The 22,008-nt window shown below is 62.5% G+C and carries 23 protein-coding genes; 13 read left to right on the plus strand and 10 right to left on the minus strand.

The genetic code is table 11. The features are described 5' to 3' along the window. Positions 1-220: 220 nt before the first annotated feature. Positions 221-1,315 (minus strand): citrate synthase/methylcitrate synthase, encoded by a 1,095-nt coding sequence (locus tag UNPF46_RS32370; protein ID WP_142252776.1) that lies wholly within the window; start codon positions 1,313-1,315, stop codon positions 221-223. Positions 1,316-1,399: 84 nt separating this feature from the next. Between UNPF46_RS32370 and UNPF46_RS32375 the strand changes: the two genes are divergently transcribed. Next, on the plus strand, positions 1,400-2,614 hold the full coding sequence (locus tag UNPF46_RS32375) for a citrate synthase family protein (RefSeq protein ID WP_142252777.1): 1,215 nt from the start codon (positions 1,400-1,402) through the stop codon (positions 2,612-2,614). 177 nt (positions 2,615-2,791) lie between these two features. On the opposite strand, the gene UNPF46_RS32380 is transcribed toward UNPF46_RS32375, so the two are convergent. Further along, entirely contained in the window at positions 2,792-3,448 is a 657-nt protein-coding gene (locus UNPF46_RS32380; protein ID WP_142252778.1) for a DedA family protein, read from the minus strand. A 309-nt stretch (positions 3,449-3,757) separates the two neighbouring features. Between UNPF46_RS32380 and cobS the strand changes: the two genes are divergently transcribed. From cobS to UNPF46_RS32415, 7 genes are all read left to right on the plus strand, one after another. Then, positions 3,758-4,741 (plus strand): cobaltochelatase subunit CobS, encoded by a 984-nt coding sequence (gene cobS, locus UNPF46_RS32385; protein ID WP_430649779.1) that lies wholly within the window; start codon positions 3,758-3,760, stop codon positions 4,739-4,741. A gap of 11 nt (positions 4,742-4,752) precedes the next feature. Beyond that, complete coding sequence (locus tag UNPF46_RS32390; protein WP_181770221.1) at positions 4,753-5,163, plus strand: GNAT family N-acetyltransferase; 411 nt, start codon at positions 4,753-4,755, stop codon at positions 5,161-5,163. A 40-nt stretch (positions 5,164-5,203) separates the two neighbouring features. After that, positions 5,204-5,413, plus strand: a complete 210-nt coding sequence (locus tag UNPF46_RS38015; protein ID WP_181770222.1) for a hypothetical protein — start codon at positions 5,204-5,206, stop codon at positions 5,411-5,413. Continuing rightward, on the plus strand, positions 5,410-7,311 hold the full coding sequence (gene cobT / locus UNPF46_RS32400; protein ID WP_100179147.1) for a cobaltochelatase subunit CobT: 1,902 nt from the start codon (positions 5,410-5,412) through the stop codon (positions 7,309-7,311). The genes UNPF46_RS38015 and cobT overlap by 4 nt, the downstream gene beginning before the upstream one ends. Beyond that, positions 7,308-8,402 (plus strand): esterase-like activity of phytase family protein, encoded by a 1,095-nt coding sequence (locus tag UNPF46_RS32405; RefSeq protein ID WP_142252780.1) that lies wholly within the window; start codon positions 7,308-7,310, stop codon positions 8,400-8,402. Before cobT ends, UNPF46_RS32405 begins: the two co-directional genes overlap by 4 nt. A 209-nt stretch (positions 8,403-8,611) precedes the next feature. Continuing rightward, positions 8,612-9,724 carry an NADH:flavin oxidoreductase/NADH oxidase gene (locus tag UNPF46_RS32410; RefSeq protein WP_142252781.1) on the plus strand — a complete coding sequence of 371 codons (1,113 nt, stop codon included), beginning with the start codon at positions 8,612-8,614 and terminating at the stop codon, positions 9,722-9,724. Positions 9,725-9,843: 119 nt separating this feature from the next. Continuing rightward, positions 9,844-10,251 carry a hypothetical protein gene (locus UNPF46_RS32415; RefSeq protein WP_142252782.1) on the plus strand — a complete coding sequence of 136 codons (408 nt, stop codon included), beginning with the start codon at positions 9,844-9,846 and terminating at the stop codon, positions 10,249-10,251. A gap of 173 nt (positions 10,252-10,424) precedes the next feature. Here UNPF46_RS32415 and UNPF46_RS32420 read toward each other — a convergent pair whose 3' ends face one another. The 3 genes from UNPF46_RS32420 to UNPF46_RS38020 all read right to left on the minus strand — a co-directional run bounded on the left by UNPF46_RS32420 (position 10,425) and on the right by UNPF46_RS38020 (position 12,925). Then, the gene (locus UNPF46_RS32420; protein ID WP_100179151.1) at positions 10,425-10,676 is read right to left on the minus strand and encodes a PilZ domain-containing protein; all 252 of its coding nucleotides are present in this window, start codon (positions 10,674-10,676) and stop codon (positions 10,425-10,427) included. A 306-nt stretch (positions 10,677-10,982) separates the two neighbouring features. Further along, positions 10,983-12,308: a T6SS phospholipase effector Tle1-like catalytic domain-containing protein gene (locus tag UNPF46_RS32425; RefSeq protein ID WP_142252783.1), complete on the minus strand. Its 1,326-nt coding sequence runs from the start codon at positions 12,306-12,308 to the stop codon at positions 10,983-10,985. Between the two features lie 275 nt (positions 12,309-12,583). After that, positions 12,584-12,925, minus strand: coding sequence for a hypothetical protein (locus UNPF46_RS38020; protein ID WP_181770223.1), 342 nt, complete (start codon positions 12,923-12,925; stop codon positions 12,584-12,586). A gap of 354 nt (positions 12,926-13,279) precedes the next feature. Between UNPF46_RS38020 and UNPF46_RS32435 the strand changes: the two genes are divergently transcribed. The 3 genes from UNPF46_RS32435 to UNPF46_RS32445 all read left to right on the plus strand — a co-directional run bounded on the left by UNPF46_RS32435 (position 13,280) and on the right by UNPF46_RS32445 (position 14,273). Then, a complete protein-coding gene (locus UNPF46_RS32435) occupies positions 13,280-13,549 on the plus strand; it encodes a hypothetical protein (RefSeq protein WP_100179154.1) in 270 nt (89 codons plus the stop codon). Beyond that, a complete protein-coding gene (locus UNPF46_RS32440; RefSeq protein WP_100179155.1) occupies positions 13,542-13,838 on the plus strand; it encodes a hypothetical protein in 297 nt (98 codons plus the stop codon). Before UNPF46_RS32435 ends, UNPF46_RS32440 begins: the two co-directional genes overlap by 8 nt. A 156-nt stretch (positions 13,839-13,994) precedes the next feature. Beyond that, the gene (locus UNPF46_RS32445) at positions 13,995-14,273 is read left to right on the plus strand and encodes a DUF1488 family protein (protein WP_100179156.1); all 279 of its coding nucleotides are present in this window, start codon (positions 13,995-13,997) and stop codon (positions 14,271-14,273) included. 214 nt (positions 14,274-14,487) lie between these two features. Here the strand turns inward: UNPF46_RS32445 and UNPF46_RS32450 are convergent, their stop codons facing one another. Genes UNPF46_RS32450 through UNPF46_RS32465 form a run of 4 tightly spaced genes read right to left on the minus strand, consistent with a single transcriptional unit; the run spans position 14,488 to position 19,235 of the window. Then, positions 14,488-15,042, minus strand: a complete 555-nt coding sequence (locus UNPF46_RS32450) for a hypothetical protein (RefSeq protein ID WP_142252784.1) — start codon at positions 15,040-15,042, stop codon at positions 14,488-14,490. A gap of 26 nt (positions 15,043-15,068) precedes the next feature. Next, the gene (locus UNPF46_RS32455) at positions 15,069-16,238 is read right to left on the minus strand and encodes a PP_RS20740 family protein (protein ID WP_142252785.1); all 1,170 of its coding nucleotides are present in this window, start codon (positions 16,236-16,238) and stop codon (positions 15,069-15,071) included. Continuing rightward, complete coding sequence (locus tag UNPF46_RS32460; RefSeq protein WP_142252786.1) at positions 16,235-18,202, minus strand: ATP-binding protein; 1,968 nt, start codon at positions 18,200-18,202, stop codon at positions 16,235-16,237. The genes UNPF46_RS32455 and UNPF46_RS32460 overlap by 4 nt, the downstream gene beginning before the upstream one ends. 1 nt (position 18,203) lies before the next feature. Next, entirely contained in the window at positions 18,204-19,235 is a 1,032-nt protein-coding gene (locus UNPF46_RS32465; protein ID WP_142252787.1) for a DNA cytosine methyltransferase, read from the minus strand. Positions 19,236-19,397: 162 nt separating this feature from the next. Between UNPF46_RS32465 and UNPF46_RS32470 the strand changes: the two genes are divergently transcribed. Further along, positions 19,398-19,817, plus strand: coding sequence for a very short patch repair endonuclease (locus UNPF46_RS32470; RefSeq protein ID WP_142252794.1), 420 nt, complete (start codon positions 19,398-19,400; stop codon positions 19,815-19,817). A 112-nt stretch (positions 19,818-19,929) separates the two neighbouring features. On the opposite strand, the gene rpmB is transcribed toward UNPF46_RS32470, so the two are convergent. Then, a complete protein-coding gene (gene rpmB, locus UNPF46_RS32475) occupies positions 19,930-20,241 on the minus strand; it encodes a 50S ribosomal protein L28 (protein WP_097666901.1) in 312 nt (103 codons plus the stop codon). 581 nt (positions 20,242-20,822) lie between these two features. Here rpmB and UNPF46_RS32480 point away from each other — a divergent pair. Beyond that, positions 20,823-21,644, plus strand: coding sequence for a DUF3108 domain-containing protein (locus UNPF46_RS32480; protein WP_174719343.1), 822 nt, complete (start codon positions 20,823-20,825; stop codon positions 21,642-21,644). Positions 21,645-22,008: the final 364 nt, after the last annotated feature.

Here is a 22,008-nt window from a genome sequence, read left to right on the forward strand (position 1 = left end):
AGCCGGCTCACGGCGTCAAGCGCCAAGGACCCAACGGCTTCCCGCCCACCATCATTATGACAGGCTTTTCAGACACAGGGACCCAGAACCCCAGGAAGTAGTTTGGCGAAGACACGCGGTGAAGAAGTCTTCCTGCGGTACTCCCACCCCCTGCTATCGATAGATCACGCGGTATGGGTCCCGGCGTTCCGCCGGGACGACATGCCGTTATGCCGCGCTATCACGCCTCCGGCATCGCGCCCACGTATGACGAACTCGGCCTGATCAGCCGCCCGGTGCGCTGCTGCTCGCGCGCATGCGCGGTCCAGCCTGCGGCGCGCGCGACCGCGAAGATCGGCGTGAACGCCTGCCTTGGGATCGCCAGCGCATCGAGCAGGATCGCGGTGAAGAACTCCACATTCGTCTCCAGCGGCCGCTCCGGATTCTTCTTGCGCAGCGCGCTGCGGATATAGGCCTCGACCTCGCCGGCAAAGGGCAAATCGGTGCCGTTGGAGGCAAGCGCCTCGACCGCGGTCTTGAGCACGTCGGCGCGCGGATCGCGCACGCGATAGACGCGGTGGCCGAAGCCCATCATGCGCTCACCGCGGGCCAGCGCCGCATCCACCCAGGGTTTTATGCGCTCGCGCGAGCCGATCGCGTCCAGCATTTCCAGCACCGGCTCCGGCGCGCCGCCGTGCAGCGGGCCGGTCAGCGCGCAATAGCCTGCGGTGACGGCTGCGAACAGATCGGCCTGGGTCGAGGCCACCACGCGCGCGGTGAAGGTCGAGGCGTTCATGCCGTGGTCGCTGGCGGTGACGAGATAGGCATCGAGCGCGGTGACTTCGCGGGTTTTAGGCGCGCGTCCGTGCAGCATGCGCAGCGTATCGGTCGCATGGCTCACATCGGGGTCGGGGGCGACCGGCTCCAGCCCCTTGGCGCGCCGGACCAGCGCGCCCGCGATGACAGGAAACGCGCCGACGATGGTCGCCTCGTGCTCGAGCCCGTGCTCGGCGCGAAGTCCTGCGACCGCCGCGCGAAACCCGTCGATGACGCCCATGCCGCGCGTTGCCGGCAGCAGGTCCGGCAGGCGGGCGAAGGCGCGCTCGCGCGCAATGCCGAGGTGTGAGCGCACATTGGCTTCGGTGAGGGTGGTCTTGCTGGCGCCGTTCCAGAGCCGGGCGGTGACGCCCTCGAAGCTCGACTTGGCGGCGAGGCGTCCGACGTGCTCGCCGGCGATGATCAATTCGCCGCGCTCGCCATCGACATGGCTCAGCACGGTCTCGGCCGCGGGAACGCCGTCCAGCCCGATCTGGCTTTTGGTGAGGTGGATGTTCATGGCCCAAATCTCCCTGTTGCATTGCACGCAGGGGAAAGGTCGGGCCTCTCGACACATTGATCAATCTTGATTACATAAATCAATATGAAAAATTCTTCGGCGCTCTATCTATCCGCCCGGGAAGCCGCAGCTGAGCTCGCGATCTCGCCGGCCACGCTCTACGCCTATGTCAGCCGCGGCCTGATCCGCTCCGAGCCGACGCCGGATTCGCGGAAGAACCGCTACCGGGCCGAGGACGTCCGCGCGCTCAAGGAGCGCCGCATCCCGTCTCCGGAGCCGCGCGGCCTGCGCAGCTTCGATGCCGACTTGCCGGTGATGGATACCGAGATCTCGACCATCACCGAGGAGGGCGCGATCTATCGCGGCGTCAATTGCGTCGATCTTTCCGAGAGCGACACGCTGGAGCACACCGCGACGCTGCTCTGGGACGTCTCCGACGTCGATCCGTTCGCGCCCGATAATCAGCCCGCGCTGTCCGAGGAGATGCGCATGATCGGGCAGGCCGCGCGCCGGGCCGCGCCGATCGACCGCGCCATCGCCGTGCTCGCACTGGCGGCGAGCGTCGATCCCCGCGCGTTCACGCGTGCGCCCGATGGCCGCGCCATGGTCGGCGGGCGTATTCTTCGGCTGCTGGTCGCGACCATGCTCAATGCAGAGCCCTCGGCCGAGCCGTTGCATCAGCAGATCGCAACAGCCTGGGCCGCGGACAACAAGCACGCGCCCGACCTGATCCGCCGCGCGCTGGTGCTGCTGGCCGATCACGAGCTGAACGCCTCGACCTTCACCGCGCGCTGCGCGGCCTCGACCGGCCTCAACCTCTATGATGCCGTGATCGCCGGCCTCGCCGCGCTGAAAGGCCCGAAGCATGGCGGCGCCGGCGTGCTGGCTTCGCAGCTCGTCAAGACGCTGATCGATCGCGACGTCGCCCCTGTCGTGCGCGAGCGCGTCGCGCTCGGCGAGCGCTTTGCCGGCTTCGGCCACGGCGTCTACAAGCGCGGCGATCCCCGCGCGCAATCGCTGCTGAATGCGCTGTCGCGCGCCGGCGCGCCGCGAAAATTCACCCGCGAGGTGCCGGAGCGCATCGCGGAAGCCACCGGCGAGTTCGTCAACATCGACTATGCGCTCGCCGTGCTCGTGCACGCGCTGCGCCTGCCCGCGGGCAGCGAGCTCGCGCTGTTCGCGATGGCCCGCAGCGTCGGCTGGATCGCCCATGCCAGCGAGCAATTGCAGTTCGGCAAGTTGATCAGGCCAAGGGCCAGGTATGTGGGGCCGGCGCCGGGGAAGAGAACGTCAGCATAGGCTATAGGCTTCCACCCTCCCCTGGAGGGGGAGGGTCGATCGCGCGCAGCGCGAGCGGGGTGGGGTGATCTCTCCACTCGGATACTGTTGGATGTGGGGAGACCGTCACCCCACCCCGCTACGCATTTCGCTGCGCTCCATGCGTACCGACCCTCCCCCTCCAGGGGAGGGTAAGATCTACGCCCGCGGCTTCGCTTCCGCGACGCCGCCATTCCGTCGCCGATAGATCCACACCGCCACGCCCCCCACGATCGCGACCCCAATCACGGTCAACATCCAGATGTGCTTGCCGACATGCGCGTGGTGATGCAGCCCGGCATATTCGTGCAGGGCCGACACCGCCAGCACGCCCGGCAGCACATGGGCGGGGGCCCAGACCAGGATCGCCGGGATGTTCACCGCATAGAACCTCGCCGGCGCCATGCCGAGCGCACCGGCCGTGACCGGCACGAAGGCGCGGATCGGCGGCACGAAGCGGGCGAAGAACACGGCCCAGGTGCCGAAGCGGTGGAAGAAGCTCTCGCTCTCCGAAACCACGCGCGGATAATTGGTCAGCGGCCAGGTGTTGAGGATTCCGCGCTGCTGCCGGTGCCCGATCCAATAGGCCGAGCCGTCGCCGAGCACGGCGCCGGCTGCGGCGGCCAGCAGCACCCACGGCAGCATCAGCTCGCCACCCGGAACCAGCGCGCTGAGCGCCAGGATGATGGTCGAGCCGGGGATCACCGATCCCACCACCGGGACCGCTTCGAGCAGCGCCGCCAGGAACAGGGTCAGATAGGCCAGCCACGGATGGGCGGAAACGAAGGCTATGAGGGGATCGAGAAAGGACGTCACGTCGTCTCTTGCGGGGCTGGAGCGCGGGGCTTCTGACCCTACATAAGTAAGGGCATGCGGCCAAAGTGCCATTCGCGGGGGTGACCCTTCGAACCCCGCCCGAATTTGGGCGTGATTCGCAAGGCAGCCCTCCAAAAACTGCGTTCCTTGCCTATCTAAATGAAAAGACAACGGAACTTTGATTGGCGGGCGGGCTTCTGCCGGCTCGTTGTCTCTGATAGGTTCGCAGCCGCACCCAGCCGCAGCCAACGTGCAATAACTGGTCTCGGGATCGCCCGGGACCTCGGAGGATTGATGACGACCGCCGCCATGTCCAAAGTTGAGGAAGTTTCCGGTCTGCCCGACATGAAGGTGTCGGTGCGCCAGGTGTTCGGGATCGACAGCGATCTCGAAGTGCCCGCCTATTCCGAAGTCGATCCTCACGTGCCCGATGTCGACCCCGATTATCGCTTCGACCGCGCCACCACGCTCGCCATTCTCGCCGGCTTCGCCCGCAACCGCCGCGTCATGGTGACCGGCTATCACGGCACCGGCAAGTCCACCCATATCGAGCAGGTCGCGGCCCGCCTGAACTGGCCCTGCGTGCGCGTCAACCTCGACAGCCACATCAGCCGTATCGACCTCGTCGGCAAGGACTCCATCGTGGTCCGCGACGGCAAGCAGGTCACCGAATTCCGCGACGGCATCCTGCCCTGGGCGCTGCAGCACAACGTCGCGCTGGTGTTCGACGAATACGATGCCGGCCGCCCGGACGTGATGTTCGTGATCCAGCGCGTGCTCGAAGTCTCGGGCCGCCTGACGCTGCTCGACCAGAACAAGGTGATCAAGCCGCATCCGGCGTTCCGCCTGTTCGCCACCGCCAACACCGTGGGCCTCGGCGACACCTCGGGCCTCTATCACGGCACCCAGCAGATCAACCAGGGCCAGATGGACCGCTGGTCGATCGTCACCACGCTGAACTATCTCAGCCATGACGAGGAGGTCGAGATCGTGCTGGCGAAGGCCAAGCACTATCGCACCCAGGAGGGCCGCGACATCGTCAACAAGATGGTGCGCCTTGCCGATCTCACCCGCAACGCCTTCGCCAATGGCGATCTGTCGACGGTGATGAGCCCGCGTACGGTGATCACCTGGGCGGAGAACGCCGACATCTTCGGCGATATCGGTTTCGCCTTCCGCGTCACGTTCCTGAACAAGTGCGACGAGCTCGAGCGTCCCCTGGTCGCCGAATTCTACCAGCGCTGCTTCAATGCAGAGCTGCCGGAATCGGCGGTGAACGTGGCGCTGAGCTAGGGTTCGGGACGTTGGAGGTCCGGATCGAGACAACTTACGGCGCGACGAAGAAATTCGTCGCAGCCGGTCTCGAGGCCTTCAATCGGCAGCATCAAACGGCCGGTGCGCCAAAGTCGTTTGCGGTGACTGTCAGAGAGAATGACGATGCGCGAGGCGGTTTGGTCGCCGAAGGTGTTGGTCATTGGATGGTCTTCACTCTTTTATGGGTAGAAGACCGATATCGTCGCCGCGGCTTTGGGACCTCATTGCTTCGTACGGCAGAAGCTGAATCGAAGAAGAGAGGTGCGGTTGGTGTTCTGGTGGATACCTATTCGTTTCAGGCGCCGGACTTCTATAGCAAGAATGGCTACGCGATCTACGGACAGGTTGACGACTTTCCGGAAGCCGGGATGACTTGGTTTCGATTTAAGAAGGCGCTTTGATCGGTTGGCCCCCTTGGATTCTGCAGAGAAGGCGAATGCGATGAGCACGACCACCGGCAAAGTCCGCCCCGGGTCGAACGACACATCGACCGCGCCCGCCCGCTACGAGGACGATCTCTATGGCTGGGTCGAGGCTCAGATCGCATTGCTGAAGGCGGGCCGGCTGACCGAACGACGCGCGTCATCGAATTTGACGATCTCCGGTCGCCGGAAGAATAACATGTTGCTGGAGCTTCGGCCGATCCCATGACCACCTCCAACTCCAAATTCCGCAGCTCCAAGGAAGCGCCGACCGAGCCGTTCAAGCGCTCGGTGGCCTCCTGCCTGAAGGCGATCGCGAAATCGCCCGAGCTCGACGTCTCCTTCGCGGCCGAGCGTCCGGGCCTCGCGCCCGGCAAAGCCCGTTTGCCCGAACCCGCGCGAAAAATGACCAAGCGCGACGCCGCGATCGTGCGCGGCCATGCCGATTCCATCGCGCTCAAGATCGCCTGTCACGATGCCAAGCTGCATCGCAAGCTGATGCCGGGCAATCCGCAGGCGCGCGGCGTGTTCGAGGCGGTGGAGCAGGCCCGCGTCGAGGCGATCGGCGCGCGCCGCATGGCGGGCGTTGCGAAAAACCTCACGGCGATGCTCGACGACCATTTCCATCGCGGCAAGTTCGACGAGATCACCGATCGCGCCGATGCGCCGCTCGCGGACGCGCTGGCGATGCTGGTGCGCGAGCGCCTGACGGGTCTTGCGCCGCCGACCGCCGCCAAGAAGATGGTGGATCTCTGGCGCCCCATCCTCGAGGACAAGATCGGCAAGCGGCTCGACCGGCTCGATACTCTTGTCGAGGACCAGACCAGGTTCGGCGATGCCGTGCACGACCTCCTGACGGCGCTCGAGCTCGGCGACGAGCGCAACGCCGACAGCGAGGACAATGACGACAACGACGAGAACCAGGACGGCGACAACGACCAGTCCGGTGCGGAAGGGTCGCCCGATTCCGATGCCGCCCAGGAGATGAGCGCCGACCAGGCGCAGGCGTCGAGCGAGGAGATGAGCGAGAGCGCGATGGAAAGCGCGCAGGCCTCGACCTCCGACACCTTCGACGACGGCGAGCTCGGCGACGACGAGACGCCGGGCGAGGCAACGCGTCCGAACCAGCACGGCAAGAACGAGCCGCGCGGGCCGGAATACCACGCCTTCGCGCCCAAGTTCGACGAGGTCATCGCGGCCGAAGACCTCTGCGACCATGACGAGCTGGAGCGCCTGCGCGCCTATCTCGACAAGCAGCTCGCGCATCTGCAGGGCATCGTCGCCCGTCTCGCCAACCGGCTGCAGCGCAAGCTGATGGCGCAGCAGAACCGGGCCTGGGAGTTCGATCTCGAAGAGGGCATCCTCGACCCCGCGCGGCTGTCGCGCGTCGTCACCGATCCCTATCACCCGCTGTCCTTCATGCACGAGAAGGAGGCGACGTTCCGTGACACCGTGGTGACGCTGCTGCTCGACAATTCCGGCTCGATGCGCGGACGCCCCATTACGGTCGCCGCGACCTGCGCCGACATCCTCGCGCGCACGCTGGAGCGTTGCGGCGTCAAGGTCGAGATTCTGGGCTTCACCACGCGCGCCTGGAAGGGCGGGCAATCGCGCGAGGCGTGGCTTGCCGCCGGCAAGCCGGCCAATCCCGGCCGCCTCAACGATCTCCGCCACATCATCTACAAATCCGCCGACGCCCCGTGGCGCCGTGCGCGGAAAAATCTCGGCCTGATGATGCGCGAGGGGCTCTTGAAGGAGAACATCGACGGCGAGGCGCTGGACTGGGCGCACAAGCGCCTGCTCGGCCGGCCCGAGCAGCGCAAGATCCTGATGATGATCTCGGACGGCGCGCCGGTCGACGATTCCACGCTGTCGGTCAATCCCGGCAATTATCTCGAGCGGCACCTGCGCCACATCATCGAGGAGATCGAGACCCGCTCGCCGGTCGAGCTGATCGCGATCGGCATCGGCCATGACGTCACGCGCTACTATCGCCGCGCCGTGACGATCGTGGATGCGGAAGAGCTCGGCGGCGCCATCACCGAGAAGCTCGCCGAGCTGTTCAGCGAGACCAACACCGCGCCCACCCAGCCGGCCGGTCGCCCGCGACGCAAATTGCATTCGTGAGCACGCACTCGTCCCGCCGCAGCTTTCTCAAATACGCTGCGGCGGGAGTCTCCACTCTTGCAGCCTCCCGCACCGTTCTGGCGCAAGGCGCGGCCGAGCCGCGGCCGCGCGCGCTTGCGATCGAGAACGCTGTCAGCGAGCCCGTCGGCGTCGAGGTCAACGCGCGCCCCATTCCGAATTTCGAGCCGCGCGACCGCACGCGCACGCGCTTCGGCTCGCTGGAGTACCGCAGCGGCCTGGTGCTGACCTCGCGCTATCGCGGCTTCGGTGGCCTGTCCGGCATCCGGCTCGATGCCAAGGGCGAGCGCTTCCTCGCGGTCTCCGACCAGGGCGGCTGGTTCACCGGGACCATCCGCTATGCCGGTGGCAGGATGGTTGGCCTCGACGACGTCGAGGCCGCGCCGCTGTTAGGGGCCGAGGGCCGGCCGATCACCGAGAAGCCGCTGTGGTGGGATTCGGAATCGATCGCGCGGGACGGCAGCCTCGTCTATGTCGGGCTCGAGCGGGTCAACCAGATCCTGCGCTATGATTTCTCAAAAGGTGGCACGCGCGCGCGCGGCGAGGTGGTGCCGGTGCCGGCGGGCGTGCGCAAGCTGCCGTCCAACAAGGGACTGGAGGCGCTGGTCGTCGTGCCCCAAGAAAAGTACAAAGGCAAAGACCAGAACATGCCGCTGGCGGGCACGCTGATCGCCTTCTCCGAGCGGGGGCTCGACCATGACGGCAACCTCACAGCCTTCCTGATCGGCGGCGCCTCGCCCGGCCAGTTCAGCGTGCGCCGCACCGAGAAATACGACATCAGCGACGCCGTGCTCTTGCCCTCCGGCGAGCTCCTGATCCTCGAGCGCAAATTCTCCTGGTTCACCGGCGTCAACATCCGCATCCGCTCGATCCCCCTGAAGTCCATCGCACCGGGCGCGCTGGTTGACGGCCCCTCTTTGTTCGCCGCTGATCTCGGCCACGAGATCGACAACATGGAAGGCATCGACGCCCATGTCACGGCTGAGGGCGAGACCGTGCTGACGCTGATCTCCGACGACAATTTCTCGATGCTCCAGCGTACCCTGCTGCTGCAATTCACGCTGGCGGAGTAGGCGCGGCTGTCGCGTCATCCTCCGCTGTCATCCCGGGCTCGCGACTTCGTCGCGCCCCGGGATGACGGTGGCGAGAGAGCTCGATCAGCCAAGCCATTTTCCGCAAATGCACGCCCTGGCGACCCGCCATCCGCTCGTGCCGCTGGCAATCCGCCGCTCGCCCACTAAACTCTCTGCACAATCCTCCATCCCACTGGAACTCCCCCCGCATGAGCGCCCTGTTTTCCCCGATCAAGCTGCGCGGCCTGACCTTGAAGAACCGCGTCGTGGTGTCGCCGATGTGCCAATATTCGGCCGACGACGGCGTCGCCACCGACTGGCACTTCACCCACATCAACAATCTCAGCCTGTCGGGTGCGGCGATGTTCTGCATCGAGGCGACCCATGTCGAGGCGATCGGCCGCATCACGCCGGGTTGCCTCGGGCTCTACAGCGATGCGGCCGAAGCCGCGCTGAAGCAGATCCTCACCTCGGTGCGCAAGCATTCCTCCACGGCCATCGCGATGCAGCTCGCCCATGCCGGCCGCAAGGCTTCGAGCGCGCGGCCCTGGGACGGCGGCCAGCTGATTCCGGTCGAGCAGGGCGGCTGGCAGACCGTGGCGCCGTCGGCGCTGCCGCACAAGGAGGGGGAGGCTGCCCCGACCGCGCTCGATGCCGCCGGCCTCGAGCGCATCCGCGAGGCCTTCGTCGATGCGGCCCGCCGCGCGCAGCGCATCGGCATCGACGCCATCGAGCTGCACGGCGCGCACGGCTATCTCCTGCATCAGTTCCTGTCGCCGATCTCCAACAGGCGCACCGACGAATATGGCGGTTCGCTCGAGAACCGCATGCGCTTTCCGCTCGAAATCTACGATGCGGTGCGCGCGGTGTTCCCGCACGACAAGCCCGTGGGCATGCGGGTGTCGTCGACCGACTGGGTCGAGGGCGGCTGGGATCTGGCGCAGACGATCGAGTTCGCCAAGGCGCTGAAGGCGCGCGGCGTCGACTGGATCGACGCCTCCTCCGGCGGCGTATCGCCGTTGCAGAAGATCCCGCTCGGTCCCGGCTATCAGGTGCAGTTCGCCGACGCTATCCGCCGCGAGACCGGATTGCCCACCATCGCCGTCGGCCTGATCACGGACGCCAGGCAGGCGGAAGACATCGTCAGCAGTGGCAAGGCCGACATGGTCGCGCTTGCCCGCGGCATGCTCTACGACCCGCGCTGGGCCTGGCACGCCGCCGCCGAGCTCGGCGGCGAGGTCGAAGCCCCGCCGCAATATTGGCGCTCGCAGCCCTCCACGCAAAAGGCGCTGTTCGGCAAGACGACGTTTGGGGCGCGGTAGGAGAACGACGGCGGAGTGGGTGGCGTGCCTCCACCGCGTCCCTCCGTAAATCCCCTCAGCTTCCACCCCCCGCAAAACTGGCCTAACCTTGCGCCAAGTCGAGGCAACGGAGGCCGGCCATGCGTTATCCTGTCCGCAAAGCTGCCCACATCTTCGAGCGCGTGGGCCTGGCGATGGCTGGCGCGGCCTGCGGGCTGTTCATCGGCGCCCATGTGGGATCGGAGATTCCGCAGCTCACCACGCAGGGCTTTCTGCTGTTGATGATGCTGCTTGGCGCGGTCGGCTTCTACCTCGGCATCGACACGCCGCAGATGCCGTTCGACGACGCCCACAGCCACATCGACGCCGCGGAATTCCTCAGCGCCGCCGGCACGCTGTTCGCCACGCTCACCGCCTTCGTCTCCGTCGCCGTCATCGTGCTGCGGCTCGATCCGCACATGGGCTGGACCTGGCTCGTCTTCATCGGCTGGCTCGCCGGCGTGACGATGCAGATCGTGGCGGGAGCCAAGGCGAGGATGCGGAAGTAGGCGGTTTTACCCTCCCCTGGAGGGGGAGGGTCGGCTCACATTGAGCGCAGCGAAAATGTGAGACGGGGTGGGGTGACGGTCTCACCGCGACGAATAGTGCCCGTGTGGAGAGATCACCCCACCCCGCTCGCGCTGCGCGCGATCGACCCTCCCCCTCCAGGGGAGGGTGAGATTCAGAACACCACGCCCACGCGCGTGCCGCGCTTCCAGGCGATGCGGCAGCGCTTCTTGGTGTTGACGTGCAGCAGCTCGAAGCGATCGGGGATTTTCACCTGTCCGCCGAGATCGACGCAGGCCCCGCCGGGCGAATAGTCGATCAGCGTGCAGGGAATCACGGGCGCGCGCGGATCGGTGATGATCTTGGCTTGGCGCGATACCAGCCCTGCGGGTTTCACGCGGGCATATTTGCGTGGGAATTGCGGCACGTCTCCTCCAGCTCCGCAAGGTTTCGCGGTCGATGCAGCGATGATGGAAGAGAGAAGATGCGATCCGGCTAAGCCGCGCGGGAGAATTTTAATGAAAAGTGTCGGCGAAGGCGGAAAGCGAAGGTAACGAGCCACCCTCCCCTGGAGGGGGAGGGTCGATCGCGCGCAGCGCGAGCGGGGTGGGGTGATCTCTCCACACGGGCGGTCTTTGCGTGGAGAGAACACCCCACCCCGTCTCGCCTCGCTGCGCGACGCGAGCCGACCCTCCCCCTCCAGGGGAGGGTAAGCGAGCGCGAGCGCCCCGCATCATCCCGTCACGATCTCCTCCGCCTCGGCTCCCGCGTCCACTCCCGGCGGCACCGGCATCGGCACCGTCACATAGTCCTTCGGCATGTTCACCGGCCGGTACTTCGGCTCCACTGCCATCCGCTTCAACACGCTCTCATGCACATGCGCGCCTTCGGGAATGAGGCGCGGCTCGCAATCGGGGATGTAGAAGCCGAGAAACACCTTCCGCTCCGGCCACTCCCGGTACCTCGCGCTCTTCGGGATGAACTCCAGCAGCCGCCAGGCCGCTGTCATCGAATTGTGCAGCACGCCCGTCTTGCCCGTATAGGCCGGCTCGACATATTTGAACGGCGAGTTCTTGCGCTGGATGCCCCAGGCGAGCTGCTTCACGGTGGCCGGGTTGAAGTTCAGCCCCGCCTTCTCGGCTTCCGCGATCATCCAGATCAGCGGATATTTGGAGTCGCCGCTCTCGGCTTCCGGATAGCCGCCGCCGACGTCGCTGTGCACGCCGGCGAACCACACCTGCCAGATGTCCTGCGGCACCTTCTTTTCATCGGGCACGTAGCGGTTGCTCCAGAACTCCTGCGGCTGCTCGTATTTCTTGAGGCGGAACATGCAGCGCCGCTCGTCGATCGCCATCGCCTGCCGGAAGATCCGGACGCTCGGGTTGCGCAGCGTGAAGGCGAGCTCCTCCAGGCTCGGCCAGAACAGCCGGTCGGGGCGCGGCACGATCACGCTCGCCACCGTGTCCCACACGCCGATGAAGTGGATGGTCGGCCAGCGCGTCGAGGTGATGCGCGCGAACTGCGCGGCGAGGTCGAACTGGTCCTTCGGCAGCGGCCCCTGCTCGTCGAACGTGACGTCGCTGAGATCCTCGATGTCGTTGCCGCGCCCGGTGCCGGAATATTGCTTGTAGGCGACGAGGCCACTGCCTGCGAGGTTCGCCTGCTCCGGCCTGATCAGGCCGATCTTGTGGATCAGCCCCGCCAGCACGCGCACCGTATAGGCGCCGCGCGAGAAGCCGAACAGATAGATGCGGTCGCCCGGCGCGTAATGCTCGACCAAGAAGCAATAGGCTGACAGCACGTTGTCATCGAGCCCGTAGCCGGTGGCGAGCCCCAGCACCAGGTTGACGTTCGCCTTGAGCCGGTGCCACGTCGTCGGCTCCGTCACCGTGCCGACGCCGGGATCGTAGAACACCATCTGCCGCGGCTGCGTCCGGTCGGTCTTGCGCAGGCAGCGATAGAGCTTCAGGACGTTGGAGATGTTCTCGCTGATCTCGTTGCCGGTGCCGTCGCAGCAGATGACGAGGTTTTTCGGTTCGGGTCTGGGTGCGTGCTCCACAGGTCGGCCTCTCCAGGTGATGCTACCGGAGCGAGTATAGCCGATAAGCGCGGCGGCGAGGAGACGATGGCCTTTCTTACCCTCCCCTGGAGGGGGAGGGTCGCTGCGCATTGAGCGAAGCGAAATGCGTAGCGGGGTGGGGTGATCTCTCCACTCGGGCACTGTTGGTGACGAGAGACCGTCACCCCACCCCGTCTCACATTTCGCTGCGCTGCATGTGAGCCGACCCTCCCCCTCCAGGGGAGGGTAAGCGCGCTAGCGCGTCGCTCGTCTTCCTACTTCTTCTTCGCCGGTCCGAAATCCGGTTGCCAGGCCGCGTCCTTGCGGCTCGGCGCGGCGGCGATCACCTTGGCCTTGTCCTTCTTCGGCTTCTTGGTTTCGCGGTTGCCGCGTTGCTGTCCCTTGGCCATGTCGCTCTCCTGTGGTTTGAGTTCGCCGAGTTCGTCCGCCTGCAGCACGCGCCCGCACGGCGTGCAGACGCGTACGTCCATGTAGCCGTCGCGCAGCAGCTTGTGCGCCAGGCGCAATGCGACAGTGGCGCTGTCGCGTCCGAGATTGGAGCTGCCATATTCCTTTGTGCCGCTGACGAGATAGGGCACGCGCGCGGTCCTAGCCATTGAAGAGGGCTGCCGCGCATATCAGCAGCAGCAGGAACAATGGAACGATCACCGGCGGCACGATCCATTCGGAAAGGCGGAACTTCGACATGCTCGCTCCCGGAAACTCGCGGCGGGAGCGCAAACCGACCCTCAGTCACCGGTCGAAGCCGTTGCCGAGTTGCGGTGATGCGATCGACCCTACGCCTGCCGCGCTCCGATAGCGAGGACTAAAACGCCGTGCGCGCAATCACCGCGCCTGGCGCCGCGGCGCGCGCTGCACCGACAATAACGCTGGCTATTGCCGCGCAATGCGCGCATGCTCGCGTCCGCCAGCGTCCGGTGGGGCCCCCTCTTTTCGAAAGGCAGGCGCGCATGACCATCCGCTCGCGGCGCGAATCCGTGACGTTCAAGCATCCATTCCACATCCGCGGCATCGCGCGCGAACTGCCGGCGGGCGCCTATGAGGTCGTCACCGACGAGGAGATGATCGAGGGCCTGTCGTTCGCCGCCTGGCGCCGCGTCGCGACCATGATCACGGTGCCCGCGGAAGGCGGGCCCGGCGGCACCGCGGAAATGCATGCGATCGGCTCGATCGACCTCGCGGACGCTCAACGCATCGACGCGAGCGCCGCCAATGACTGACCATCCCGTCGATCTCGACAGGCATCGCGGCATGGCCGCGCAGAAGGCGACCGATCTGCGCCGCGCGCTGGCCGATGTCGAGAACAATGTCCGGCAGCTGCGCGAGCGCGAGGCCGATCTCGAACACCGCCTGATGACCGTGCCCGCCATCTCCTGGCCCGAGGCCGCGGTGAAGGCGCGCTATCTGCTCAACCTCTATGCCGCGAGCCTGCCGGTCGAGGACACGCGCCACCGCGCGCTGGTGTCCGCGCTGCTCGACGATTTCGCCCGGCTGTCGGAGGAGAGCTGAGGCGAGTCTCGGCCGCTCGCGTCGCCTCACGCGCGAAAAGACGCGGACGCGACGCGGGCGGCCGGCCCTTGCCGGCCCTTGGGGGCACTCGTCCGGGCCCGTCGCGCCGAAGGCGGAAGCAGCCGGGCTTAACCAACCCTCGTCAAGGAGCAGGCGATGACACTCAGCAGCGGCCGCTACATCGGCCTCCAATACGAGCGGATGATCGTGCTGTTCTCGATGCGCGACGGCGCGCGCGAGATCGGCTGCGCGATCTCGACCTCGGCGATGGACGATCTCGAGCGCGGCCCCAGGGTCCCCCCCGAGCACCGCGAAGCCCAGTTCACCCGCCTGCGCGAGCGCATCGAAGCCTGCGCCGCCGGCAAATACCACGCCAGCGAATTCGAGGGGCAGCCGCCGGGGATCGTGCTGCGGAGCATTGATTTTCGGGGGTAGGGGGAGGGGGCGGCCACGTCGTGTTCAACGTGCGCAGGCAGCGATAGCTAGGAACGTGGAGATGTTTTTCGAGATGTTAGCGCTGGGTGCCGTCACAGCAGATCAGGTTCGGCTCAGGCTTTGGTCGGTGCCGTGCTCAGGCTCGATCACATCGAATGCTGTGCGCTATCTATTGAGCCAAATGTAAGCGGACTATAGCTAGTTAATTGCTGGTCTAACTTTTACAGCGGTCGGAGAGAGCGGCTGCAAAGACGCGCATTTTTCGAATATCGTTTGAATACAGTATCAGAAGACCCGATTCGTCATTCTCAAGTCCTGCGTCCGCTTCTTTGGCGCAATCCAGAAGAAGGTTAACCTGTCTTTTTCTTGCAAAGAATGCGATGAGCGGATAGGCCTCGCGATGAAGCCCTCCATAAGCGCCCCCATTACAACTGCTGATTGGTATGCATCCCGCCGCTGATAAGGCGGCAACAGCCGAAGCGACCCCAATATCCAATCCAAGAATGCCTAGCGGGTCTTCATACAGTTCATCAAAGATCGCTTCGTGTTCTGCATCAGGGTTGGTAGCTGCTTCCAGCCGAGTAATGAGGTCCGCTTCTAAGGCGCTTATTGCTTCGACATCCTCCCATGGGATTTTCCTTAGATCTTGATACTCTCGATTGCACGACGGACTCGCCTCTGCTTGAACCTCAGCCGTCCTTGGCCAATACATCCGTTGTTCGTCGATGATCCGCAGGATCTCCACGTCAAACAACCGATGCTCGTACATGTGACATCCACCGAGCTAGTTGATGGTCAGATCGATTGTTGCCTTCGATATTCGTCCGTATCGTAGCGTGCTGCTTCAAGAAGTGTGCACATTTCTTCAATCATTTCCTGACGAATGTCTCTCTCGGATAATAGGTATTCGTCTACATCGAGTAGGCTGCTAACTCGCTTCAACACTTTGGTCGCCAGATCGCACTCATCGATGGGCGTCGGTTGAATTGTTGCCAGATTGGCAGGGTCCTTTGTCACTTCAAAGGTGGGGTTAAAGCGAATTGCTATGGAAACCATATCGGCTATGGAAGCGTTGCCATGAACCCTATAGCCAAGTGCGCTTTTCACCTCCATAGTTGAAGGAGGGTTATGGGCGGCTGCAAGATGTAGGAACCATTTGCAAAGTCCCACTAAGAATACGGACTGTATTCCAGCTTCCGACTTTTTAGCGTCTTCGAGCGAAGTAGCATCGGAGATGTTGAATCTTTCGGACGACGCCGCCTGAAATGGTGCGCATTCTGCAAGATTGAGACGATAGAGCCCGGCAAGCCGCTTTAAGGTTTCTGCATGCACATGCGCTTTGCCGACTCTTGTTGTCAGGAGAAGCAGCCACGGCGTCTTCCGGCGTGCTTGAACCGATAGCAGTGTTAGGATCATGTTGTAGTACGTCTCGTCAAAATGTCCCGGCGATTGCGCTCCAAAGCCGTCGCATAGGTCCAAGTTGATAACGTCGTAAGGTCCAATTTGAGATGTTTTGTACCAAGCAATAGAGCTCGTGTTCACGAGTTCTCGCATGTCATCGGGGAGAATCTCAGACCGAGGATCGAAAGAAGCGGACTTGCTCACTTCATCCATTGAGATGTTCAGCTCTGTCTGGCCTTCCGCTGCGGCGGCCGCGCTATTGTTGAAGCCAAGGAAGCGAAGCTTGATGTGTCTTGGTTCGCATACGGCGGATCCGAAACATCTTAGGTCGAGTAGATCATCGCCGGGAAGCCCAAAGTAGGTAAGTGTATTCTCCGATATCGGAATCTCGTCGAGCAGTTGTCCAATAAAGTAGCACCATTGCTCCTTTCTAACGAACTGCTTCCGTGGCTTATGCCAAGGTTGAAAGTATCTCTTCTTCGGTAGTGAAAATTCATACTCACCAACCCCGGAAATGTTGTCAGCAAAGCTTCCAGAACCGCTCCCCGCCCCTTGATCGCTCATCCCTCTCGCTCTTCCAATATCCGGTGGATAGCCCTTAGAAGAGCCTCCTGTTTCTTTTTTGTCAGCTGATCTATGAAGCCAAACGACGCAAGAACTTGAGTAATCGCCTTCAATTTCTCATCGATAATAGTAGCTCTTGCTCGTTCCTTTGCGGTCTTCGGCCTTTCTCTCGCCGCGACGGTCGAGCGTTGATAAACGTATGTATCCGGGTTGGTTCGTTTTGGAATGTCGCCTTCGACAAGCTCCACCGATGGAGGAGCCGAGGCCGGATCGTCTGACTGTTCGGTCCAGACCTTAGATGCAACATTCTGAATAGCGACTAGGTGGGCGTCCTTTTTGCCTTCGCGCTCGTGGCTTCTTACCTGGCTGGCTGCTTTCTTCTGTACAGTTGCCAACTGTCGGAGAGCTTCGTGAAGCCATCGTGTTATATAGACGGCATGTGGATGGGCGTTATTGAAAGACTCCCGGTCGATGTTGAGCGCGCTATCAAGTCCTTCGCTGACGAAAATTTCGCACGTGATTTGTCTTGTCCGTGTCTGTTCTGAAATCTGGTATCGCATGAATGTGGGGTCGAATAACGTGCCGCTCGCCCCGTGAATGCGTATGAGTGATCCTTGATGCTCGGTCGGCGAAATTTTGGGGTACCAAAACAGATAGGCTTCGAATTGAAGCCTGCCGCCGCTTAGTTCTGGTGGCAATTTTGGGAAGGTCTCGTCGCACTTGCCGACAAAGACTAAAGGCTGTTTGAGCGAGTGCGTGGACGGAACGGGGAGGTCTCTGAACTTGACTGGACGGGACAGTTTGAGGTCATCGACGAAAACTTCGAATTTTCCGGCAGACTCTTTGGGGTCTTCTAGATCAACTGCGTCCCGTATCGATCCGGGGCCACGGATCGAGTGTGCAGCGCCTTTTGGCCTATTTGACAGCAGGAATGTCTCGGCCCAGCCTGATGCGGGTTGATCGAATAAGTGCCCCTGGACGTAGGGCAGCGGCACAGAAAGTCCAAGAAGCCAGACCATTCGCAAATAATAGTCAAACACTCTTTCGAGCTTTGGGTTCGGAGTGCCTGCCTGAGTTTGGTCCCATACCGCGTCAACGAGCCTCTCGAAGGCCTTGGATGGATTGTCGGATTTGTCCCAGGGAAGCGATGTGAATTCATCCCCAATGGGGTCGAGAAGTCTTCCAGTTTCGTCAACTCTGCCAACATGAAACTTTGGCGGGTCGATCGATTGCTTCTCCTCGTTCCCGGCAGTTTGTTCGTTTTGCTTGATCGCGCCCCAAATCTCACGACTACGGAGTGTGTCGCGAGCTTGAGGACGTATTGAATTAAGAACGATGGTGGTGCCGTGACTTTGCAGGTCTGTAGCTTTTTCGCGCCAGATAACAACCTTTCCTGACTCAAACTTCTTTTCCCCGTGGGACGGCGCGACTTCCGAGTCTGAAAATTGTCTCAACGATACAGTTGCCACTGTGCGATGATTATCGCCGCGGATCTTCGTTATGATTTGGAAAGAGTGAGTCAGCTGAGAGACAGAGAATAAGCCAATGCCAATCTTGCCAATGAGTCGACGGCCGCCTGGACTTCGTGTTGGGTCAGTTGGCGATGTAATCCCTAGCTCCTCGCCCTCCAAATTTCGCTTAGCGCTGCCGCCGATGTTAAAGAGAAGGTGCGCAAGAACCGCGGGCGACATGCCCGTACCGTTGTCCTCAATGGTAATACGTTCGAAGCGAGGGACGTCGGTCTTGATCGTCACGCGAGTCGCGTCTGCATCGTACGCATTGGAGATCAATTCTCGAAGGGCCGATGCGGGCTGCCGATAGATTCCATCGGTAACGCGAGCAATAACCTGCTCATTAGTTTGAAGGGTGGTCTGGATGACGACATCTCGGTCCTCGCTTTGAATGATCTTCCTTGCGAGTTCCTGCTCGTTCGCGCTTCTTTGCTCGATGATTTTGGTAGCCAATTTACTCTCTCAATGAGCGTCTAATCGCCGCCGCAACACTCTTGGCTAGAGGTGGAGGAACTGCATTCGATATTTGCTCCACTTGCTGAGAAAGATTTCCCTTCAACACAAATGTGTCTGGGAAACCTTGTAGGAGCATCGCTTCAAATATACTCAAACGGCGTGTACCGCTCGGATGAACATAAATCTCCCGGTGACCAAATGCGATTGTTGGACTGGGCTTCTTCCAACTGAGTTGTTTGAAGCAGCGCCCGTTGTGAATTGCTGCTTTCATCTTAAACCGTGGCGACACTGGATTCATCGTCCAGTGATTGGGGTGATATGGAATGTCTTCTGGTACCAAACCTCGTGAAAAGAACTTCGGTTTGGGAAGAGTTCCTATTGCTTCTTGGACCGTCGCAAGCCCCCGCCTTCGTCTCGGACGAACAGGCCGCTTCGCAACTTCGGTTCTGATAGCAGAGAGCACTATCCTGCGTCGTGTTTGCGGGACACCAAAATCAAGAGCGCAGAGCTCCTTCGCGGTTATTTGAAATCCGAGAGCGCGTAGTCCAGAGAGGAGGTTTTGGTATGCAACTGAGTGCTTCTTGTCGCGGATTCCGAGAACATTCTCGAACACCACGAATTCAACTTCGAAATGCTTTTGAAGCTCCCGAACAATTTCGATGTACAGTTTAGGTAGCTGATTTCGGGGGTCTGATGCCGTTGCCGTGGTATTCGCTCTGGAGAATCCCTGACAAGGAGGGCCGCCGATAATCCCTATCCGAGAACCAGTATCCACCGCTTCTTTGACAATCGAAGCAACGCCTTTGGGGCCAAGCGCACTCAAGTCACCAGCCGTGGCGGTTGCGCCCGGAAAATTCCGCTTATGCGTCTCGATTGCTGCGGGGGAGATGTCGAAAGCTGCACTGAGTTCAAAGCCGGCGGATTTGAATCCGTGATCCAGTCCGCCAGCGCCGGAAAAGAGGCTTACTATTTTTGGAAGCTTATTCGTCTTGCGCCCAGAAGTAGATCGTTGTCGCTGCGCCTTCGTCATCACTCTGCATCTAACTGGGAGATCGCGTGCGGGTTCTTGCGGCACGCTGCTGCAACCGAAGGTATACGCACAGGGGTGTTGCGTCCAATTGTTCCTAAGTATAGTAAAAATCTCGTTAAGTTTCAGTGGTTTGGTGCGGCAAGGGCGTTGACGGCTAATAAAATGGATAAAATCTCCGCGATTCGACGAAGCGCGAATATGGCGGCTATCCGTTCGAAAAATACTCGCCCGGAGATTGCCGTTCGCCGTTTTCTTTTCGCTGCCGGCCTACGGTTTCGGCTGCATGCGAAGACCCTTCCAGGAAAACCGGACATCATCTTCCGATCGCGGCGCGTCGTAATCTTTGTTCATGGGTGTTTTTGGCACGGATGTACGAAGTGCGGGGACGGAAGACGCAGGGTCAAGTCAAATTCGAAATACTGGATGGAAAAAGTCCGTGGAAATCGATCGCGTGATGCAAGGCATAAGAGAGCACTGCGCGCGGAGGGATGGACGTGTTTGACAATTTGGGAATGTGAAGTGTCGAAGCCGCATCGGTTAAATCGGCTCCTTGAGAGCATTTTGTCTCACTCAAGCATATAACTTAAGAACAACAAAAACGGCCGGATCTTCCGATCCGGCCGCAACGCAAACTCTTACTTGGCTAAGCCTACGCCACGCGACGCAACCTAGCCCCCGCCCAATTCTGAAAAGCTCAGCTCGCCTTCTTCGCCGGTGCGGCCGTCGGGCCGACCTTCTTGACGATGGCGCGCTTCAGTTCGAGGGCGCGCGGGGAGAGGTTGTCGGCGTTGGCCTTGAGCAGGAAGGCATCGAGGCCGCCATTGTGGTCGACGCTCTTCACCGCGTTGGTGGAGACGCGCAGGCGCACGTTGCGCTCCAGGGCTTCCGAGATGAAGGTCACGTTGACCAGGTTCGGCAGGAAGCGGCGCTTGGTCTTGATGTTGGAGTGGCTGACCTTGTGGCCGACGAGGGGGCCCTTGGCCGTCAGTTCGCAGCGGCGAGACATGGCATCAATCCTTATCCTAAAACCCCCAACGATGTGCGGCCGCCATTCTGGGCGCCACGGGGGCGAATTCTCTGTCCTTGCAGGGAGCGGGCGGACGTATAGGGGGGAAGGGGCGGACAGTCAAGTTTTCGGGCGGTCTTTTCGCCTCTCCCCGCAAGCGGGGAGAGGCCGGAATGCGCGCGAATAGCGCGGATTCCGGGTGAGGGGGAGTCTCCGCGGGGGAGGTGTACGGTAGGGATACCCAACTGCCACCGCCCCCGCGGCGAGTCCCCCTCACCCCGACCCTCTCCCCGCAAGCGGGGCGAGGGGGAAGAGACAGAGGGGGAGAGGCGAAGAGATCACCAAAACGGCAATGTTTGTCGCGCCTTACCATCACATAAAGGGCGCATTCGGGCCCGAATAGTCCGGTGGAGTTCCCTGGGACTCCGTTGGAGTTCCCCGGCGGACACGCCGGGACACATTGTTTGTCGCGGTTTTTGGCTTAAGTAACGGCCATCGCGTCCCGATTGGCGCCCCGATTGGATTGTTTCGTGCCCACAACGCCCTTTTCTGCGCTCAAATCGCGCTTCGCTCGCCCGCGCCTGGCCGGCTGGCTGACGGTGGTTTGCGGCTTGGCCGTGGTGTGGGGCGCGGCGCCGGCGGCGGCGCAGGGCAAGCTCGAGGCGCAATATGAGGCCTCGCTCGCCGGCATTCCCGTCGGCAAGGGCGCCTGGAACATCGACATCCAGGACGACGTGTTCGCGGCCGCGGCCTCGGGCGGCACCTCGGGCCTGCTGAAATCCTTCACCGGCGGGTCCGGCACCGGCGCCAGCCAGGGGCGCGTCGTCAACGGCGCGCTGGTCGCGACCGGCTACCAGGCCTCCACCACCACCTCGAAGAAGACCGAAGAGATCCGCATCACGCTCGACAAGGGCAATGTGAAGGATTTTGCCATCCTGCCGGAGCCGCCGGTCGATCCGGACCGCATCGTGGTCACCGAGGCGCATCGCCGCGGCGTCTGGGACCCCATGACGGCCTCGCTGCTGCGGGTATCAGGCACTGGCGATCCCGTCTCGCCGGAGGCCTGCCACAACTCGGCCCCCGTGTTCGACGGCCGCATGCGCTACGAGCTCAAGCTCGATTTCAAGCGCATGGAGAGCGTGAAGGCGGAGAAGGGCTACAAGGGCCCGGTCGTGGTCTGCGCGATCTATTTCGTGCCCGTCGCCGGCTACATCCCCGACCGTCCCGTGATCAAATACCTCGCCGCCCAGCGCAACATGGAAATCGCGTTCGCCCCCGTCGCCGGCACGCGCATCCTGGTCCCGTTCTGGCTGAAAGTGCCGACCCCGCTGGGACCGGCCATGCTGGAAGCCACCAGCTTCATCACCACCGCCCAGCCGCCCCGCGTGGCGAAGACGCAGTAGGGCGACCACGGCAGCGGTGCCTCTTAACCCTCCCCTGGAGGGGGAGGGTCGGCAGCCATCGAGCGTAAGCGAGATGGGTGACGGGGTGGGGTGATCTCTCCCCACGGGGACTGTTCGTGTTGAGAGATCACCCCACCCCGCTCGCGCTGCGCGCGATCGACCCTCCCCCTCCAGGGGAGGGTAAGAAAGATCCAGCAATTTCAACCACATCTCTACTGTGCATGGGGTTGTTTTCGCAAAAATGAGTTGGGCCGGCTGCCGCCCGGGAATCCATTTGACTCCTCCCCGATTCTGATTCGACTCCGCGCCGTCCCCAACTTAAGGCTTTCCGCCCTCGAACCGTCACTTGTGCGGCAACCGAAAA

It is taken from the genome of Bradyrhizobium sp. UNPF46 (assembly GCF_006658625.1).
GTDB classification, from domain to species: Bacteria; Pseudomonadota; Alphaproteobacteria; order Rhizobiales; family Xanthobacteraceae; genus Bradyrhizobium; species Bradyrhizobium nitroreducens.

Excerpts from the sequence above, each read along its gene's own strand:
- UNPF46_RS32370 (WP_142252776.1), bottom strand. The coding sequence starts at position 1,315 with ATGAACATCCACCTCACCAAAAGCCAGATCGGGCTGGACGGCGTTCCC.
- UNPF46_RS32375 (WP_142252777.1), top strand. The coding sequence starts at position 1,400 with ATGAAAAATTCTTCGGCGCTCTATCTATCCGCCCGGGAAGCCGCAGCT.
- cobS (WP_430649779.1), top strand. The coding sequence starts at position 3,758 with ATGTCCAAAGTTGAGGAAGTTTCCGGTCTGCCCGACATGAAGGTGTCG.
- UNPF46_RS38015 (WP_181770222.1), top strand. The coding sequence starts at position 5,204 with ATGAGCACGACCACCGGCAAAGTCCGCCCCGGGTCGAACGACACATCG.
- cobT (WP_100179147.1), top strand. The coding sequence starts at position 5,410 with ATGACCACCTCCAACTCCAAATTCCGCAGCTCCAAGGAAGCGCCGACC.
- UNPF46_RS32410 (WP_142252781.1), top strand. The coding sequence starts at position 8,612 with ATGAGCGCCCTGTTTTCCCCGATCAAGCTGCGCGGCCTGACCTTGAAG.
- UNPF46_RS32415 (WP_142252782.1), top strand. The coding sequence starts at position 9,844 with ATGCGTTATCCTGTCCGCAAAGCTGCCCACATCTTCGAGCGCGTGGGC.
- UNPF46_RS38020 (WP_181770223.1), bottom strand. The coding sequence starts at position 12,925 with ATGGCTAGGACCGCGCGCGTGCCCTATCTCGTCAGCGGCACAAAGGAA.
- UNPF46_RS32435 (WP_100179154.1), top strand. The coding sequence starts at position 13,280 with ATGACCATCCGCTCGCGGCGCGAATCCGTGACGTTCAAGCATCCATTC.
- UNPF46_RS32440 (WP_100179155.1), top strand. The coding sequence starts at position 13,542 with ATGACTGACCATCCCGTCGATCTCGACAGGCATCGCGGCATGGCCGCG.
- UNPF46_RS32445 (WP_100179156.1), top strand. The coding sequence starts at position 13,995 with ATGACACTCAGCAGCGGCCGCTACATCGGCCTCCAATACGAGCGGATG.
- UNPF46_RS32450 (WP_142252784.1), bottom strand. The coding sequence starts at position 15,042 with ATGTACGAGCATCGGTTGTTTGACGTGGAGATCCTGCGGATCATCGAC.
- UNPF46_RS32455 (WP_142252785.1), bottom strand. The coding sequence starts at position 16,238 with ATGAGCGATCAAGGGGCGGGGAGCGGTTCTGGAAGCTTTGCTGACAAC.
- UNPF46_RS32465 (WP_142252787.1), bottom strand. The coding sequence starts at position 19,235 with ATGACGAAGGCGCAGCGACAACGATCTACTTCTGGGCGCAAGACGAAT.
- UNPF46_RS32470 (WP_142252794.1), top strand. The coding sequence starts at position 19,398 with ATGGATAAAATCTCCGCGATTCGACGAAGCGCGAATATGGCGGCTATC.
- rpmB (WP_097666901.1), bottom strand. The coding sequence starts at position 20,241 with ATGTCTCGCCGCTGCGAACTGACGGCCAAGGGCCCCCTCGTCGGCCAC.